Genomic DNA, 18,105 nt, shown 5'->3' with positions numbered 1-18,105 from the left:
GCCTCGGGCATGATACGGACAGGTGGGGCCGGAAGTCACCAGCAAGGTCGTCAGGGGTATGAAGCACCCTCGCCCCTTTTCTCGCTCTTCGCCCGGAGTACCCGGGACGTCCCGGGTACTCCGGCCGCCATGCGACGTGGACGGTGGGTGGTGGCCGCTCTGGCCTGGACGCTGTGCGCGGGCGGGCTGACGGCCCTTGCCCTCAATGCGACCGCGGCGGGGCGGGATGCCCTGCTCAAGGCGGCTCGACCGGCCCCCGGATTCCCCGTGACCGCGTCTCCCTCACCCTCGCCGGACGCGCCGCGAATCCTGCGCTCGCCGGGCGGGAACGTGGTCGCGAGTTGCGACGGGAGCAAGGTGCTGGTGCGGTACCTCAGCCCCGCCGCCGGATTCCACATCGTGAGCGCGGACCGGGCCCCGGGGCCGCAGTCCCGGGTCACCTTCAAGTCCGACGCTCACGAGGTCCGCGTGCTCGTGCACTGCGCCGGCGACGGTCCGCACGCGGACATCGAGACCGGTTAGGTCACACATCGATCACAATTTATATCACCCGCTCCGGCAGGCCGAGGCCCTCCGGGACCACGGCCGTCCCGACGCCACGGATCGCCATCGAAGCGCAACGCTGCGCGACGTCCGCGGCCTCGGCCAGCCCGGCGCCGGCCAGCCGTCCGAGCACGAACCCGGCCAGGTACGCCCCGCCCGCCCCGGCCGCGTGCGCGACCGGCGCCGGCGGCGCGGCGGTGCCGACCGTCTCCCCGTCGAGGCTGAGCACCGCCGAGCCCTCGGCGTCGAGCGTCACCGCGACCACGGCCGCGCCCGTGCGCCGCAGCAGCTGCCCGCGGTCGCGCTCCCGGTCGAACTCGGGCACCTCCCGGTCCGACACGCGGCCCAGCACCCGCGCGGCCTCGGCCCGGTTCGGGGTGACCAGGTCCGGCCCCGTCGACGCCCACGGGGCCAGGTCGTGCGCGTCCACGGCGAAGAGCGGCAGGTCGAGGCGGCGGGCCGCGAGCAGCTCCCGCACGCGCGGCCCGAGCGTGCCGGCGCCGTGGTCGCAGACGACGACCGCGTCCGGGCGCGGCTCGCTGCTCAGCGTCTCCTCGAGCCGGCGCACCAGCGTCTCGGCCGCGACCGGGCTCAGCGGGCCGGTGTCGCCGTCGTCGAAGCGGACCAGGACGTATCCGTCCGCGACCACCCGCCGCTTGGTGACCGTCCGGCGGCCGACCGCGGTCACGAGCCGGTCGGCCACGCCGGCGTCCCAGACGCAGGTGCGCAGCCGGGCCCCGGCGTCGTCGTCGCCGACGGCCCCGACCAGCGTGGTCCGGCCGCCGAGGGCGGCGAAGTTGGCCGCGGTGTTGGCCGCGCCGCCGCACACCTCGCGGGTGGCGTCCAGGGCGATCACAGGCACCGGCGCCTCCCGGCTCAGCCGGACCGGGGCGCCGCACAGCCAGCCGTCGAGCAACGCGTCCCCGACGACGAGGATCGCGGCGTCGCGCCAGCCCTCGGCCAGCGCGGCGAACTTGCCAGAGATCTGCACCGGCCGCCGCTACCCGGCCCGGCGCGCTTCATTCCCTGCGACAATCGGACCATCGAACACGCAGACGTGGCGATCATCGGCGGGGGCATCGCCGGCCTGTCCCTCGCCGCGGAGCTCGCCGAGCTGGACGGCCGGATGGTGGAGCGCTCGGGCGGCACCCGCCCGGAGCTGCGTATCGTGCTGCTCGAACGGGAGAACCAGTTCGCGTACCACGCGACCGGACGCTCGATCGCCGCGCTGTCGGAGAGCCTGGGCTCGCCCGAGCAGCGCGCCCTCGCCCGCGCCTCCCGCACCATCCTCGACGCGCTCGGCGCCGAGTCCGGCACGCCACTGCTGCGGGCCCGCCCGGCGATCTGGGTGGCCGACGAGGACCACCTCGGCGCCGTCAACGCCCTGCTGACCGCGAACCCGTCCCTGCGCGCCGTCGACCCCGCGGCCGCCCGGACCCTCTGCCCCGCGCTGCGCCCCGAGGCCGCGGCCCGGGCCGCGGTGGAGCGCACCGCCCAGGACGTGGACGTGGACGCGTTGCAGCAGCAGTACCGCGACCGCGCCAACGCCGCCGGCGCCGTCCTGCGCACCGCGATCGGCCTCGAGTCCGGTGCCTGGGACGCGGCCCGCGCCCGGTGGACGGTCACGACCGACCGCGGCGAGCTGACCGCGACCCGGATCGTCAACGCCGCCGGCGCCTGGGCGGACGCGGTCGCGGCCCGGCTGGAGGTCCAGGGAGCCGGCCTGACCAGCTACCGGCGCACCGTCGCGATCGCCTCCGCGGACGGCGTCGGCCCGGCCTGGCCCCTGGTCCTGGACGTGGCGAACCGCTTCTACTTCCGCCCGGAGCGCGGCGGCCTGCTGATCTCCGCCGCCGACGAGACCCCGAGCCCGCCCACGGACGCGGAGGCCGCGCCCCAGGACGTGACCGCGGCCGTGGAGCGCGTGACGGCCGCGACGACCCTGCACCTCGCCCGCGTCCGCACCAGCTGGGCGGGCCTGCGCACCTTCGCCCCCGACCGCAACCCGATCGTCGGGCCCGACCCGAAGCAGGACGGCTTCTTCTGGTTCGCGGGCCTCGGCGGCACCGGCATCCAGACCGCGCCCGCCCTGGCCCGGCTGGCCGCGGCCCGATTGCTGGGCGAGCCGTTCGAGATCCCCGACCTGCGTCCCGAGTCGCTGCTACCCCGCTGACCTACCCCGCTGAACGCAGCCCCTCGACCGCCTGGGCCTTCGGGACGGCGACCGGCAGGCCGCCCGGGGTGCGCAGCAGGGCGCGGTCGGCGTCCTCGGCGAAGGCCAGGTCGGCCTCCACGTGCCGGGTCGCGGCCGAGAGCAGCAGGGCCACCACCGGGTCCTCCGCCTTGCGCCGCAGGCCGTCGAGGTTGCGCAGCTCGCGCATGAGATACGTCCGCTGCTGCGACAGCACCTTCCTGACCGTGTCCGCGTCGCCGGAGCGGGCCGCGGCCGTCACCTTCAGGAAGAAGTCGTCGCGGAACCCACCGCTGCGCGGGGACGCCTCGCCGAGCCACCGCCGCAGCTCCTCGTGGCCGACGTCGGTGATCTCGTAGACCACCCGGTCCGGCTTGACCGCCTGGGCGTGGCGCTGCGAGACCACCATCCCGTCGCGGGAGAGCCGATCCAGGATCTGGTACAGGTGGCCGATGTTCAGCGGTCCCCACTGCGGGCCGACCGCCGTCTCGAACGCGCCCTTGAGCTCGTAGCCGTAGCTCGGCCCGTGCGACAGCAGCGACAGCACCGCGTGATGGATCGGCATGACCCGAGATGCTACCCCTTGCATTGTCACAATGCATTGCGACAGAGTAGGCGCGTGATCCCGTTCATCTGGGCGCATCTACGGGGGCGCACGGCGAGGTCGGTGGCGCTGCTGCTCGGCGTCCTGGTGGCGACCACCGGCTTCACCGTGCTCACCGGGGCGACCGACACCGCCCGGCTGGAGGTCACCGGCGAGGTGAACCGGTCGGCCGCCGCCGCCTATCAGGTGCTGGTGCGGCCCCGGGGCGCCCGCACGCCGCTGGAGGACGACCGGCAGAAGGTCCGCCCGAACTCGCTCAGCGGCATCTACGGCGGGATCACCCGCGACCAGGTGGCCCGGATCGCCGCCCTCGACGGCGTGGACGTCGCCGCCCCGATCGCGATGGCCGGCTACGCCAACCAGAGCCGCCTCGCCTTCGCGGACATCACCGGCCTGGTCGACCGCTCGCTCGACCGGCAGCTGATCCGCGTCGACCGGACGTTCCTCGCCGACCGCGAGCTGAGCACCGCCAAGGGCCGGGCCCAGTTCGTCTACATCACCAAGCACGCCCTCGCCTGGCCGAAGATGAACGGGGCCAGCTCGTCCCGGGTGGAGTACAGCGACGGCTCCGTGCGCAACGGCCGCGACCTGTGCGCCGACACGGTGCCCGTCCTCGAGGACGGGCGGCCGGTCTGCGACTGGATCGACCAGGGCGAGATGTCGAACCTGATGAACGACCTGCAGGGCACCCGCCTCGACATCTACCAGCTTTTGCCGGACGGCCGGTTCCAGCGCGGCTCGGCCGGCGAGAACGGTGACGCGCTCGTCACCGCCGACACCGCCGAGGCCTTCCTGTACTGGAAGACCCCGCTGCTGCTCGCCGCGGTCGACCCGCAGGCCGAGGCGCGGCTGGTCGGGCTGGACCGGGCGGTCACCGCCGGGCACTGGTTCGGCCCCGACGACCGGGTGGAGCCCAAGAAGCCGCCGATGAACCTGGCCACGCTGCCGGTGCTCTCCGTCGAGCGGCCGTACCCGGACAACGGCATCCGCATCGGCCTGAGCCGGGTGCCGCTGAGCGAGCCGCCGCCGGGCGACACCCCCGCGCACGCGCTGGCCACGCTCGATGCGATCACCGGCCCGCTGCTGGAGACGCGGACGGTGCAGGCCGACCCGCAGGAGCTCGACTCGCAGCACTACCTGGCCCCGTTCATGCTCACGGGCGGCGTCGACTACACCGAGAACCCGGACGGCTCGCTCACCGCCGTCCCGGTCGCGAGCAACCCGGAGGCCTGGCGGCTGCGGGACGAGTCCGGCGTCCACGTGCCGTGGCAGATCTACGACACCTCGTACCGCACCATCAGCCAGTCGACGAACCTCGGCCTCGCCCGGACCGTCGGGCTCTACGACCCGGCCAAGGTGCAGGCGTTCGACCCGCTGAGCAAGGTCCCGATGGAGACCTACCAGGCCCCCGTGGCCACCGGCGGCGACCAGCGCAGCCGCGACCTGCTCGGCGGCGGCGCGCTGCTGCCCGACGGCAACCCGGCCGCCTATCTGGCCACCCCGCCGACGCTGCTGACCAGCCTCGACCTGCTCGACCAGGTCTACGCCGAGGCCGGGCTGAGCACCGCGGCCAAGGCGCCCGTCTCGGCCGTGCGGGTGCGGGTGGCCGGCGTGCACGGCTTCGACGCGGCCGCGCGGGAGCGGGTGCGGGTCGTGGCCGAGCGCATCGCGGCGGCAACCGGCCTCGACGTCGACATCACCTACGGCTCCTCGCCGCAGCCCCAGCTCGTGGACGTCTCGGCGGGGCAGTTCGGCCGGCCGGCGCTGCGGCTGTCGGAGCTGTGGACCCGCAAGGGGGTCGCCGCGGCGATCGTGAGCGCCGTGGACCGCAAGAGCGTCGTGCTGTTCGTCCTGGTACTCGTGGTCTGCGCGCTGTTCCTGGCCAACGCGGTCACGGCCGGGGTACGCGACCGGCGCACCGAGCTCGCGACGCTCACCGCGCTCGGCTGGCCGGCCCGGCGCGTGTTCGGCGTCGTGCTCGGCGAGGTCGCCGCGATCGGGCTGGTCGCGGGCGCCGGGACGATGCTGCTCGCCGGTCCGCTCGGCTACCTGCTCGACGTGCGGGTTCCCTGGGGGCGGGGGCTGCTGGCGGTACCGATCGCGCTGCTCCTGGCTCTTCTGGCCGGGCTGCTCCCGGCACTGTCCGCGGCTCGCGCGCGGCCGGCGAAGGGGTTGCGACCCGTGGTGCTGCGCCCCCGCCGGGCCGGCCGCCCGCGCGGGCCGATCGGGCTGAGCCTGCGCAACCTGCTGCGCGTGCCCGGGCGGACCCTGCTCGGCGCGGGCGCGCTGGCGATCGGGATCACCGCGGCGACCGTCCTCGGCGCGATCACCTTCGCCTTCCACGGCGCGATCGTCGGCACGCTGCTCGGCGACGCCGTGTCGCTCCAGGTGCGATCGGTCGACACGATCGCGGTGGCCGCCACGGTACTGCTGGGCGCCCTCGCCGTCGCCGACGTGCTGTACCTCAACATCCGCGACCGCTCGGCCGAGCTCGCCACGCTGCGCGCCACCGGCTGGACGGCCGGCGCGCTGACCCGCCTGGTCGCCGCCGAGGGCTTCGGCATCGGCGTGCTCGGCGGCCTGCTCGGCGCCGGTCTCGGGCTCGGCGGCGCGGCCTGGCTGGTCGGCGCCGTGACCGCCGGCCTGCTCTGGACCGCGGCCGCCGCGCTCGCCGGCGGCGCCCTGGTCGCGACCGCGGCCGCGATCGTCCCCGCGCTGCTGCTGCAGCGCCTGCCCACCGCCCGCCTGCTCGCCGAGGAGTAACGCCATGTCAGGTGCCGCGCTGTCGGTCAACGGGCTCACCAAGCGCTTCCAGGACATCGTCGCCGCGGACGAGCTCTCGCTGGAGGTCGCCGCGGGCAGCTTCACCGCCGTCACCGGGCCGAGCGGCTCGGGCAAGTCCACGCTGCTGCACCTGGTCGGCGCGATCGAGTCCGCCGACGCCGGCTCGATCATGGTCGACGGGGTGGAGGTGACGGGGCTGCGGCGGCGGAGGCTGTCGGAGTACCGGCGCACCGTCGGGTTCGTCTTCCAGCGGTACCACCTGCTGCCCGCCCTCACCGCGCTGGACAACGTGATCGCCCCGGTGCTGCCGTTCAAGGTCGGGTTCGACAAGCGCGCCCGCGCCCGGGAGCTGCTCGACGCGGTCGGGCTCGCCGGGCGGGAGCGGTCGCTGCCGGCCGAGCTCTCCGGCGGCCAGCAGCAGCGGGTCGCGATCGCCCGGGCGCTCATCGGCTCGCCGCGGCTCCTGCTGGCCGACGAGCCGACCGGCAACCTCGACTCGGCCCACGGCGCGCAGATCCTCGACCTGCTGCTGGAGCTGCGCGAGCAGCACGGCATGACGGTGCTGCTGGCCACGCACGAGCAGGCCGTCGCGGCCCGTTGCGACCGGCTGATCCGCCTCGGCGACGGCCGGATCGACGAGGACATCGACCTGACGACCGGCGAGCCCCCCGAGTCCACTCTGGCGCGCGTCACCCAGCTGCGGCTTTAGCCGGGAAATGCACCATTTCGCGGGTACGATCGCTTTTACGTGCTTGCGGGTTGGGGGTGGTATGCCGCAACTCGATACCGGCGTGCTCGCGCAGCCCGAACGACTTCGCGCCCTGCGCCGCGCACACCTGCTCCTGAGCTCCTCGTCGGCCCCGGTCGACGGCCTCGTCCGGCTGGCCGCCCGCTCGGTGGTGGCCCCGATCGGCCTGCTCACGCTCGTCGACGACGAGCGCATGCACGTGGTCGGCCGGCACGGCCTGCCGCCGGACCTCGACCGCGTCCACGCCGAGCCGGCCACGAGCTCCTTCTGCCAGTTCGTGGTCAGCGAGGACGCCGCGCTGGTGGTCCGCGACGCGCGCGAGGACCCCGTGCTGCGCGACCTGGGCGTGGTGAACAGCCGGCACATCACGGCGTACCTCGGCCAGCCCGTCCACGACACCGCCGGGAACACGCTCGGCGCGGTGTGCGTGACCGACTCGGTGCCGCGGCACTGGACCGACGAGGACATCGCCGCGATCGCCGAGTGCGCCGGGATCATCGAGGTCATGCTGGCCGCGGAGACCTCGCGCGAGGACATCGCGCTCGCCGCCGCCGAGACCGACGCCGTGCTGGAGACGGCCCTGGAGGCCTTCGTCGCGATCGAGCTGTCCGGCGAGATCACGCGCTGGAACCGCGCGGCCGAGCGCACCTTCGGCTGGACCGCCGAGGAGGCGATCGGCCAGCACGTGCACGAGCTGATCATCCCCGAGCGCTTCCGGGCGGCCCATCGCGCCGGGCTCATGCGCCTGGCCCGCGGCGGGGTGCCCCGGCTCATCGGCCAGCGTCTGCAGCTGTACGCCGTGAACCGCGCCGGCGACGAGTTCCCCGTCGAGATCACGCTCAACGTCGTCGAGGGCGCGCTCGGGCGGCACGCGCACGCGTTCATCTACGACATCAGCGAGCGCGTCACCGCCGAACGGCAGCTCGCCCGCGAACGGCACTTCCTCTCCGCCCTGCTGGACAACCTCGACGCCGGCGTGGTCGCCAGCGACGAGCGGGGCAAGCTGATCCTGTTCAACCGGGCGATGCGGGAGATCACCGGCCACGACGCCGACGGCTCCACCCAGAACGCCTGGACCGCGCTGCGCAGCGCCCCGGGCGGCGAGACGATCACCGGCGACGACATGCCGCTCACCCGCGCCTTCCGCGGCGAGCACATCCGCGACGCCGAGTTCGTCATCCACCTGCCGGACCGGCCGCGCCGCTCGTTCACCGTGAACGCCCAGCCGATCCGCGACTCCGACGGCACCCGCCTCGGCGCGGTCGCGGCCCTGCACGAGGTCACCGAGCGCCGCCGGGCCCAGCGGCTCATCGAGTGCGAGCTGGCCGTGTCGCGCATCCTCGAGCAGGCCCCGACCATTCAGGAGGCCGGCCCCGAGCTGCTGGAGACCGTCGCGCGCACGCTGCAATGGCCGCACGCGGAGATGTGGCTCGTGGACAAGGTCGGCAACGTGCTGCGCAACGCGGCGATGTGGACGGAGCCCGGGTACGAGATCCCCTCCCCGGACCCGCTCGCCCCCGGCAAGGGCGTCTCGGGCGTGGCGTGGGAGACCGGCCAGCCGACCTGGATCCCCGACATCTCCGCGGTCAACAGCCGCCTCAACGTGCCCTCGCTGGCCAAGCACGGGCTGCGCGTGGGCCTGGCGATCCCGATCCGCGACGGCCTCGGGGTCACCGGCACGCTGAGCTTCTTCGGCGACGCCGCCGAGCAGCCCGAGCAGTCCCTGATCGCGCTGCTGTCGGGCATCGCCGCGCACGTGGGACAGTTCCTGGAGCGGCGCCGGGCCGAGGACCTCGCCAAGCAGCTGGCCCGCACCAAGGACGAGTTCATCGCGCTGGTCGGCCACGAGCTGCGCACGCCGCTGACGTCGATCTCGTCGTACACCGAGCTGCTCCTGCACGACGACCACGACGACGAGGCCACGCGCGAGCAGTTCCTGGCCGTGATCGCGCGCAACGCGGAGAACCTGCGCGCCATCATCGACGACCTGCTCGACCTCGCCGGCCTGGAGAGCGGCTACGTCACCATGGTCGAGCGCCCGCTGGACTTCGCCGCCGTGGTGCGCGAGGTCGCCGGCGCCAACGCCCAGGCCGCCCGCGAGAAGGACCTCGACGTCGCGGTCGTCCTGCCCGACGGCCCCGCCCCCGTCGCGGGCGACCTCCCGCGCCTGCGCAAGGTCGTCGACCACCTCGTGACCAACGCGGTGAAGTTCACGCCCGCGGGCGGCCGCGTCGAGATCCGCTTGGACAGCGACGTGGCCGGCGTCACCCTGCACGTGGTCGACACCGGGGTCGGGATTCCGGAGGAGGAGCGGTCGCGGCTCTTCGAGCGCTTCTTCCGCGGCTCGAACATCCGCAACCAGGGCGTCCCCGGCACCGGCCTGGGCCTGGCGATCAGCCGCACGGTGGTCGAGCGCCACGGCGGCACCATCACGGTGACCGACCACGGCGACAAGCCGGGCACCACCTTCGTCGTGCGCCTGCCCGCCTACTGCCCCTGAGGGGCCGTCCTCCCCGAGGGTCCGCTCGGCGCGTTCGCGGCTTTGCGACCATCAGGGTTCACGCGCCTGCCCGCCCACCGCCCCCGAGGGGCCGTCCTCCCCGCGGGTCCGCTCGGCGCGTTTGCGGCTTTGCGACCATCAGGCAAGCTGGGTGCATGCGGTCTCGATGGTTGTCGTTGCTGGTGGTGAGCGCGCTGGCACTCAGTGCGTGTTCGGACTCCGATACCTCGTGGAAGAGCCCCGGCAGCGGTACCTCCGGAGGCGCCGCCGAAAGCAAGAAGATCCCGATCACCTCGCCGGCCGACGGCGCGAAGGACGTCTCCACCGCCCTCGACCTCGTCTTCAACGCCCCCGAGTCGGCCGAGGTGACCCTGAAGGACGCATCCGGCGCGACCATCACGGGCAGCGCGGTCGACCAGCAGCCGTCGAAGTCCGCTTCGTCCGCCTCACCGGCCGGCCCATCGGCGGAGGCGTCGGCCCCCGCGGCCGACGGCGTGCACTGGGTTCCGGACAAACAGCTCAAATGGGCCACGGAGTACACCGCGACCGTGAAGGCCGACGGCGCCACCGGCGAAGTGAAGTTCACCACGATGGCCAAGCCGTCGAACCTGGTCCGGGTCACCAGCCAGGTCGGCGACAACCAGGTCGTCGGCGTCGGCATGCCGATGATCCTGAACTTCGCCAACGACGTGCCCAAGGACGCTCGGGCCGCGGTCCAGCGCCGGCTGTTCATGTCCTCCGACCCGCCGCAGGAGGGCAGCTGGAACTGGTTCAGCGCCAAGGAGGTGCACTACCGCCCGAAGGAGTACTGGCAGGCCGGCACCAAGCTGAAGCTGCGCGCCGCGCTGGGCGGGGTGTCGCTGGGCAACAAGTCGTACGCGCAGCAGGACCTCACCGTCGACGCCACCGTCGGCAAGCGGCTCATCATGGAAGCCGACAACGCGACGAAGAAGATGACCGTGACCGAGGACGGCGTGGTCCTCAAGACGATGCCGATCAGCCTCGGCAAGCCGAGCAACCCCTCGGACAGCGGCAACTTCATCGTGATGGTGAAGAACGAGTGGGAGTGGTTCGACTCCTCCACCTACGGCGTGCCCGTCGACTCCCCGGACGGCTACCGCACCAAGGTCCAGTTCCCGCAGCGCATCACGTGGAGCGGCCAGTACATCCACGCCGCCCCCTGGTCCGTCTCCGACCAGGGCAAGCGCAACGTCTCCCACGGCTGCGTGAACATCAGCCTGGAGCTGGCCCAGTGGCTCTACGGCGTGACCCACATCGGCGACCCGGTGATCGTGAAGGGCACCGAGGAACGCGTGAAATACGGCGACGGCTGGACCGACTGGGAGCTCTCCTGGGACCAGTACGTCAAGGGCAGCGCCCTCTGACCCAAGCCCCTCGGACACCGGCGCCATCTCCACTCGGAGACGGCGCCGGTTTCCTTTTCCAGCTTCTCGCCTCCGCGTCCCTCTCGGACGCGGCCCGTTTTGGCTGGCTGCGGGGTGACCTGGTAGCCTGATTCATCGCGCTAGGTGACGCGCCGTCGTGCCATGCGCTCTAGGAATCCAACCCGAGCTATCAAGACGAGGCTGTCGCGTGGCGAACATCAAGTCCCAGATCAAGCGCAACCGGCAGAACGAGAAGCGCCGCCTGCGCAACAAGTCGGTGAAGTCGTCGCTGAAGACGGCCATCCGCAAGTTCCACGAGGCGACCGCCGCCGGCGACAACGACACCGCCGCCGCGCTGCTCCGTGACGCTTCCCGCAAGCTGGACAAGGCCGCCAGCAAGGGCGTGATCCACAAGAACCAGGCCGCCAACCGCAAGTCGGCCATCACCAAGAAGCTGCAAGGCCTGACCTCCGCCTGACCGGAGCAGCAGCAGCTCACGAGCCCTGCGAAAAGCGCCGCCCACATAGGTGGAGCGGCGCTTTCGCCGTGCCCAGCTCCAAACCAACGCGGCCGCACTGACGCGGCAACAACCGAACGCCCGCACCACCGCGCGCTCCGGCCGCATCTCACCACCACCCGGCACGGCGACCCTCCGCACCGCTCCATCGCACGGCGACACCGGCACCGGACCACTCATTCCGAGGCGGCGCTCGATCGCCCCCTCGCATCCGGCCGCACCTCAACACCCCGGGCCCGTCCCAGCCCGCACCCCCTCCGGTAACGCGCCGAAGCCCGACGGCCCGAGAGGCCCGAGCGACACAAAAGTGGCCCTGGAGCACCGGAGAGCCGAAGCCCGCCGATCCTCCAAGGCCACACCACCGACACTCACATGCCGGATAAATCGGATTTACCGGTTACCTGCCGACCCTCAAGGCGAGCCGGCGACCAAAAGCCTCAGGCGAACCGCCCCTGGTTGACCCCACCCGTACGCTGCCGAGCCATCTCGTCCTCCGACCGCCAGCCCCGGTCCGCGTGCCGCCCGGAGCCGAAGTGCCCCGACGTCACGTTGTCGGTCTCGTCCGACCGCCGCCGCCCGGGCGGAGGCGGCTGCTGCCGAGCGTGCCGCCCGGGCGTCTCCCGGTGCAGCGGCCGGGTGTCGTGCCCGTGGTTCTGCTCCTCGTCATAGCGCCGGTGCCCTCCGGTGGACTCCCCGGACCGGTAGGCCTCCCCGCGCGCCGCCAGATCGCGAGCGGCCTGCTGCGGCCCCGTGGTCTCCCCGGTGTAGTCCGACACGTAGTCGGGCGCCCCCGGCTCCCACTGGCCCCACGTCGAGCCGGACGAGTACGGCGACCGCGCCGGAGTGCCCCAGGCCGCCTGGTCGGCGAACCCGGTCTCGTCGTCCCACTCGCCGGTGTCGGCCGCGGACGAGTACTGCGTCCCGCGCCCGTAATCCCCGGCCGCCCAGGCCGCCCGGTCGCCCCACGCCGTCTCGTCGCCCCAGTTGGCCTGGGCCTGCGCGCCGGAGCCCACCCGGGCGTTCCACGCCGCCTGGTCGCCCCACGCGTTGGTCTCCGTCGGCCAGTCCATCGGCGCCGCCTCGCGCACCGGCTCGGCGTAGGTCGCGGCCGCCTGCTCCGCCCAAGGGTCCTGGGCCGGCTGGTCGCGCCAGCGGTCCTGCACCGGCTGGTCGGCGCGGCGATCCTGCGCCGGCCGGTCGCTCCACTCCGATGGGTGCAGCGGCCGCGACCGCTGGAACCCGTGCGAGTCGGTGTCGGTCCACTCCTCGCCGGCCGTCTCCAGGGCGGCGTGCGACACCGGGGCCTCCGCCACGGGAACCGGAGCGTCGTCCGAGGCGGGCGAGATCCCGTACCCGGCGTCGACCACCTCCCGGTTGCCATCGTCGTCGGCCGCGTGCCGGGACCCCGCGTCCTTCGCCGGCACGGAGATCTTGATGACCCCCACCTTCTTGCGCTGCGCCGGCGGCTCGACGGTCCGGGTCCGGACGGCCGGCGCCTGCGCGGGAGCGGCGGGTGCCTCGGCGCCGGCGCGAGCCGCGGACGGGTCGGAGCCGGCCCGAGCCGCGGGCGCCTCGGCGCCGGCCCGCGCCGCCGCCCGCCCGGCCCGGGCGATCTCGGCGCGATCGAGCGCGGTCGCGGTCCGCCGGGGAACCGATGCCGGCTCGCCGGTGCGGTCATCCGGATCCACCCGAGTGGATGACGCTCGATCGGGTGAACCCCGCTCCGCTCCGCGCGCCAATGCACGGGCGCGACGGGACCCGCCGATGACCATGTCGTTGACCTTGACCATGATCGCCACGACGGCCGGCAGGACCGGGACCGCCCACCAGCTGACCAGCTCGGCCAGCGCCAGCAACACCCCGGCGGCGATCATGCACTCGAACAGCAGGAAACTCACGAACCCGCCCACGTGCAGGTGCCGAAGCCGCAGCGCACGGACATAGAGCGGAGCCTGTTGCGCGAACCCGTTGCTCGTCGTCATCGTCCTATTCCTCCACCGCGCGCAGCGACCACTGCGAACACCGCCCGCTCGAGGGCATAGCCGCGGTCATCCGATCCACCCTTCACGGCGGCATTGCACTCTGCAGCCGCTCGCATGGCATCAACGAGCGCCTCGGCCGTCCAGCCACGGGCTTGGCGCTGCGCGCGTTCGACCTTCCACGGAGGCATTCCCAAACTCCCGGCGAGTTGGTATGCGCTGCCCTTGCCGGCGGAGGCCACCCGGGCGACGGTCCGGACCCCGTCGGCGATGGCGTCGGCGATCGGCACGGGGTCGACGCCGACGTGCAGCGCCCACCGCAGCGCCTCCAGCGCGCCGGCCGTGTCGCCGACCATGACGGCGTCGGCGACGCTGAAGCCGGACACCTCGGCACGGCCCTTGTAGTACTGCGCGACGATCTTGGCGTCGATCCGCCCGCCGGTGTCGGCGACGAGCTGCGAGCAGGCCGCGACGATCTCCCGCAGGTCGTTGCCGACCGCCGCGAGCAGCGCCTCGGCCGCGTCGTCGCCGATCTTGCCGCCCTGCCGCCGGATCTCGTTCTTCACGAAGTCGACCCGCTCGCGGTGCTTGCCGATCTTCGCGGCGGGCACGACGTCGGCGCCGGCCGCTTTCATGCCGTCGGCGAGCGCCTTGCCCTTGGCCCCGCCGGCGTGCGTGACCACGAGCACGACGTCGTCCTCGGGCGCCTTCGCGTAGGCCATGAGGGCCGCCGAGACGTCCTTCTTCGCGTCCTGCCCGTCGAGCACGACGATGACCCGCCGCCCGCCGAACAGCGACGGGCTCAGCATCTCGGCCAGCTCCCCGGCGACCAGCTCCCCGCCGGCCCGCTGCCGCACCTCCGTGTCGGGCTCCTCGGCACGGGCGGCGGCGATGGTCTCGGCGACGGCGCGGGAGACGAGCAGCTCCTCGTCGCCGATCACCAGGCGAAGGCGCGGAAGGTTCGACACGCGGCCCATCGTGTCACGCATCCCGGGCCGCGACCGCGAGGTGCCCGGAGCCGTCGCGCACGACGGCCACGTCCCCCAGCTGATCGGTCCGCATGACCCGAATCCCGTCCCGGGCCAGCATCGCCATCAACGAGGGGTTCGGATGCCCGTAGTCGTTGCCCACCCCCACGCTGACCAGCGCCACCCGGGGCCGCACCGCCGCGAGGAACTCCGGCGCCTGATACGCGGAGCCGTGGTGCGCGACCTTCAGCACGTCGGCGTGCAGGTCCAGCCCGAGCAGGCTGAGCTGCTCCTCGGTCTCCGCGTCGCCGGTCAGCAGGATCCGGAACCCGCCCGCCGAGACGGCCAGCACGAGCGAGTTGTTGTTCGGATCCGAACGGGTCCCGGTCACCGGACGCACCGGCCCGAGCACGTCGATCCGCACCGCACCCACCGTCAGCGCGGAGCCCGCCGGCGCCGCGACGGCGGCCACCCCGCGGGCGAGCACGGCCGAGCGGGCCCCGGCCGGTTCCGCGAACGCGGGCGCGAGCAGCCCGTCGACCCGCCGCCCGCGCAGCACCCCGTCGAGCCCGCCGACGTGGTCGACATGGAAGTGGCTGATCACCAGCAGGGGCACCCGCCGCACGCCGAGCCGCCGCAGGCACGCGTCCACCGGGTCCGGGGCCGGCCCGGTGTCGACGACCACGGCCGCGCCCGGGCCGGCGGCGACGGCGAGCGCGTCGCCCTGCCCGACGTCGCAGGCCACGACGAGCCACCCGCGCGGCGGCCACGCGGCGGCGAGGAAGCGCACGGGCACGGCCCCGAGCACGACCGCCACGGCGGTGGCGAGCACCCAGCGCCGCACGACGGGCCACCGGAACCCGGCCAGCAGCGCCGCGATGAGCGCCCCGAGCAGCAGCCCGCCGCCAGTGCCGCCGGGCCACGGCAGCAGCCCGGCCGGCACGTCGGCCCCGCGATGGGCGACGAACACGAGCCAGCGGGCCGGCCAGGAGGCGACCCAGGCCGCGAAGGCCGCGACGGACGGCAGCACCGGCGACAGTACCGCCGCCAGAAGCCCGGCGACCGTGGCCGGCGCGACCGCGGGCGCCGCGAGCAGGTTGGCCGGAATCGTGGTCAGGCTGACGCCGGCCGAGATCGCCGCGATCACGGGCGCGCACGCCGCCTGCGCCGCGGCCGGCACCGCGAGCGCCTCGGCCGCCACCCGCGGCCAGCCCCGCGCCCGCAGCGCCTCGGTCCAGCCCGGCGCGATGAGCACCAGCCCGCCGGTGGCCAGCACCGACAGCGCGAACCCGGCGTCCACGGCGAGCTCCGGGTCGACGACGACCAGCCCGAGCACCCCGGCGGCGAGCGCCGGCACCGCCGCCCGGGGCCGCCCGAGCGCGAGCGCGACGAGCGCCAGCCCGCCCATGGCCGCGGCCCGCAGCACGCTCGGCGAGGGCCGCACGAGCACCACGAACCCGGCCAGCGCGACCACGCACACGAGCGCGGCGACCCGCGGCCCGGCCCGGCACCACCGCACCAGGACGAGCACCAGCCCGACCACGATCGCCAGGTTGGCCCCGCTCACGGCGGTCAGGTGCGTGAGACCGGTCGTCTTGAAGTCGTCGGCGAGCGCGGGATCGAGCCGGCTGGTGTCCCCGACCACGAGCCCCGGCAGCAACCCACCCGGCTCGGCCGGCAGCCCCCGGCAGGCCCGCTGCAGCCCGGCGCGCAGCGACCCGGCCGCCCGCTGCACCCACGGCGCCCGGCCGACCAGCTGCGGCGCCCCGTCGGCCGACAGCAGCGCGGCCCGCAGATCCCCGCCGTCCGGCGACGAGAGCCGGCCGGCGATCCGGACGTGCTGCCCCGGCAGCAGCCCGAGCCACCCGTGGTCGCTCGCGAGCACGAGCACACGGGACGACAGCTCGACCCGTCCGCGTTCGAGCCCGATCCAGTCGAGCCGCGCCGGCACGACCACCGTCGCGTTCCGGCCGACGTGCGCCCGCCCGAGCCGCGGGTCATCGGTGATCTCCAGCCCGGCGAGCACCGTCGCGTGCCGGGCGGCCAGCCCCCGCAGCGGCTCGGCATCCCGCTCCCCCACCCGCGCCGCCGTGGCCGCCGCGCCGCACGCCACCCCGGCCGCGACGGCGGCGACGATCCAGCGCGAGCCCCGGAACATCGCGAACACGACCAGGAGCGCGGCCCCGGCGAGCCCCCAGCCCCACAGCGCGGGCAGGAACAGCGAGCCGATCGCCGCGAACCAGCACCCCAGCGCCGCCCCCACCAGCCGCAGGTCGGCGCTCATACCGTGACCTTGTCCTTGAGCTGCGCGAACTTCGCGTCGCCGATGCCCTCGACGTGCCGCAGATCGGTGACCGCGCGAAATCCGCCGTGGGCCTCCCGGTATTCGACGATCCGCTGCGCCAGCACCTCCCCGATGCCGGGCAGCTTCTGCAGCTCGGCCGAGGAGGCGGTGTTCAGGTCCACCAGCCCGGAGCCCGGCCCGGCGACCGGCGCGGCCGGGACCCCGACCGCGATCATCTCCCCGTCGACGACCTTGCGGGCCAGGTTGAGCCCGGTGACGTCGGTCCCGGCCACGATCCCGCCGGCCGCCTCGATCGCGTCGGCGACCCGTGCCCCGGCGGGCAGCCGCACCAGCCCGGGCCGCTGCACCTTGCCGGTCACGGAGACGATGAGCAGCGCCGGGGCCGACGACGGCCCGGCGACCGCCGACACGCCCACGGCGGGAGCCGCGCTCACGTGCGGCCGCGAGAACCACACCACCCCGGCCGAGACGCACACCACGATCCCGGCCACCGCCAGCAACACCCGGACCCCCCGACGCCCGGGATCGAACGAGGTAGCCAACGAGGAGGTCAGGGGTCTTCGGCGCTCCCGGAAGGTCTCGTCCCAGGGATAGTCGTCATCGGGCTCAAGCGGCGTCACACGATCCATGCGCAGGAGGCTAGGCGGGCCGAATCCGCCCCGCCGCCCGCCTGTGGATAACTCACGAAACCCTGTGGACAACCACCGCGACCATGCCCGGCCCGACGTGCGCCCCGACCACGGCGCCGACCTCGGTCAGGTACAGCTCCCGCAGCCGCCCCCCGATGCGCTCCTTCAGCGTCGTGAGCAGCGCATCCGCCCGATCCGGGGCGGCCAGATGATGCACCGCCACATCGACGTCAGAAGATCCCGCCGACTCCACCGCGATATCCACCAAACGCGCCAAAGCCCGGCTCGCCGTGCGCACCTTCTCCCGCACCACGACGCCCTCGGAGGTCGTGTGCAGGATCGGCTTCACCGACAGCGCGGTGCCGAGCAGCGCGGCCGCCGCCCCGATCCGCCCGCCGCGCCGGAGGAACTCGAGCGTGTCGACGTAGAACAGCGTGGTCGTACGCCCCGCCGCCGCCTCGGCCGCCGCGCGCACCTCGGCGAGCGTGCCCCCGCCCGCGGCCGCCTCGGCGGCGGCGAGCGCGGGGAAGCCGAGCCCCATCCCGGTCGACTCGGTGTCGATGACCTCGACCTTGCCGCCGAAGTCCGCGGCGGCCAGGGCCGCGGCGTCGTGCGTGCCGGAGAGCCGCGCCGACAGGTGCACGGACAGCACGCCGTCCGCACCGTCGTCGAGCAGCTTGCGGTACACCTCCGCGAACGCCTCCGGCGACGGCCTCGACGTGGTGACGGCGACCCGGCGCGCGCCCAGCGCCTCGGCGACCGTGGCCGAGTCGATGTCGACGGTCTCCAGGCCCGGCACGCCGTTGACGACCACGGCGAGCGGCACGACGGTGAGCCGGCCACCGGTGGCGGCGGGCAGCGGCGGCAGATAGGCGGTCGAGTCGGTGACCACGGCGACGGCGGACTGCGGGCGGGTCATCACCGCACCGTAGCCGATCCCGGAAACGGCCAG

The 18,105-nt window shown here is 74.1% G+C and carries 14 protein-coding genes; 7 read left to right on the top strand and 7 right to left on the bottom strand.

Features of this window, described 5'->3' with window-relative positions:
- Positions 1–129: 129 nt before the first annotated feature.
- A complete protein-coding gene (locus AC6JBM_RS49725; RefSeq protein WP_497980522.1) occupies positions 130–522 on the top strand; it encodes a hypothetical protein in 393 nt (130 codons plus the stop codon).
- A gap of 19 nt (positions 523–541) precedes the next feature.
- On the opposite strand, the gene AC6JBM_RS49720 is transcribed toward AC6JBM_RS49725, so the two are convergent.
- Positions 542–1,534 (bottom strand): bifunctional heptose 7-phosphate kinase/heptose 1-phosphate adenyltransferase, encoded by a 993-nt coding sequence (locus AC6JBM_RS49720; RefSeq protein WP_497980521.1) that lies wholly within the window; start codon positions 1,532–1,534, stop codon positions 542–544.
- 66 nt (positions 1,535–1,600) lie between these two features.
- Here AC6JBM_RS49720 and AC6JBM_RS49715 point away from each other — a divergent pair, with 66 nt between their 5' ends.
- On the top strand, positions 1,601–2,716 hold the full coding sequence (locus AC6JBM_RS49715) for an NAD(P)/FAD-dependent oxidoreductase (RefSeq protein ID WP_497980520.1): 1,116 nt from the start codon (positions 1,601–1,603) through the stop codon (positions 2,714–2,716).
- A gap of 1 nt (position 2,717) precedes the next feature.
- Here AC6JBM_RS49715 and AC6JBM_RS49710 read toward each other — a convergent pair whose 3' ends face one another.
- On the bottom strand, positions 2,718–3,299 hold the full coding sequence (locus AC6JBM_RS49710; RefSeq protein ID WP_497980519.1) for a helix-turn-helix transcriptional regulator: 582 nt from the start codon (positions 3,297–3,299) through the stop codon (positions 2,718–2,720).
- A gap of 54 nt (positions 3,300–3,353) precedes the next feature.
- Between AC6JBM_RS49710 and AC6JBM_RS49705 the strand changes: the two genes are divergently transcribed.
- From AC6JBM_RS49705 to rpsT, 5 genes are all read left to right on the top strand, one after another.
- Positions 3,354–6,101 carry an FtsX-like permease family protein gene (locus tag AC6JBM_RS49705; protein ID WP_497980518.1) on the top strand — a complete coding sequence of 916 codons (2,748 nt, stop codon included), beginning with the start codon at positions 3,354–3,356 and terminating at the stop codon, positions 6,099–6,101.
- Positions 6,102–6,105: 4 nt separating this feature from the next.
- Complete coding sequence (locus AC6JBM_RS49700; protein WP_497980517.1) at positions 6,106–6,831, top strand: ABC transporter ATP-binding protein; 726 nt, start codon at positions 6,106–6,108, stop codon at positions 6,829–6,831.
- Between the two features lie 61 nt (positions 6,832–6,892).
- Positions 6,893–9,370 (top strand): sensor histidine kinase, encoded by a 2,478-nt coding sequence (locus tag AC6JBM_RS49695; RefSeq protein ID WP_497980516.1) that lies wholly within the window; start codon positions 6,893–6,895, stop codon positions 9,368–9,370.
- A 155-nt stretch (positions 9,371–9,525) separates the two neighbouring features.
- Positions 9,526–10,755, top strand: a complete 1,230-nt coding sequence (locus AC6JBM_RS49690; RefSeq protein ID WP_497980515.1) for a L,D-transpeptidase — start codon at positions 9,526–9,528, stop codon at positions 10,753–10,755.
- A gap of 208 nt (positions 10,756–10,963) precedes the next feature.
- The gene (rpsT, locus tag AC6JBM_RS49685) at positions 10,964–11,233 is read left to right on the top strand and encodes a 30S ribosomal protein S20 (protein ID WP_350619458.1); all 270 of its coding nucleotides are present in this window, start codon (positions 10,964–10,966) and stop codon (positions 11,231–11,233) included.
- A gap of 476 nt (positions 11,234–11,709) precedes the next feature.
- On the opposite strand, the gene AC6JBM_RS49680 is transcribed toward rpsT, so the two are convergent.
- Genes AC6JBM_RS49680 through AC6JBM_RS49660 form a run of 5 tightly spaced genes read right to left on the bottom strand, consistent with a single transcriptional unit; the run spans position 11,710 to position 18,072 of the window.
- A complete protein-coding gene (locus tag AC6JBM_RS49680) occupies positions 11,710–13,254 on the bottom strand; it encodes a hypothetical protein (RefSeq protein ID WP_497980514.1) in 1,545 nt (514 codons plus the stop codon).
- Positions 13,251–14,228, bottom strand: coding sequence for a DNA polymerase III subunit delta (gene holA, locus AC6JBM_RS49675; RefSeq protein ID WP_497986717.1), 978 nt, complete (start codon positions 14,226–14,228; stop codon positions 13,251–13,253). Before holA ends, AC6JBM_RS49680 begins: the two co-directional genes overlap by 4 nt.
- A gap of 4 nt (positions 14,229–14,232) precedes the next feature.
- On the bottom strand, positions 14,233–16,503 hold the full coding sequence (locus tag AC6JBM_RS49670) for a ComEC/Rec2 family competence protein (protein WP_497980513.1): 2,271 nt from the start codon (positions 16,501–16,503) through the stop codon (positions 14,233–14,235).
- A complete protein-coding gene (locus AC6JBM_RS49665) occupies positions 16,500–17,153 on the bottom strand; it encodes a ComEA family DNA-binding protein (protein WP_497980512.1) in 654 nt (217 codons plus the stop codon). Before AC6JBM_RS49665 ends, AC6JBM_RS49670 begins: the two co-directional genes overlap by 4 nt.
- Positions 17,154–17,205: 52 nt before the next feature.
- Entirely contained in the window at positions 17,206–18,072 is an 867-nt protein-coding gene (locus AC6JBM_RS49660) for a DegV family protein (RefSeq protein WP_497980511.1), read from the bottom strand.
- Positions 18,073–18,105: the final 33 nt, after the last annotated feature.

Source organism: Dactylosporangium thailandense, assembly GCF_059739745.1.
Note: the sequence above shows the minus strand (reverse complement) of the source record. Positions and strands in the feature narration are given on the sequence as shown.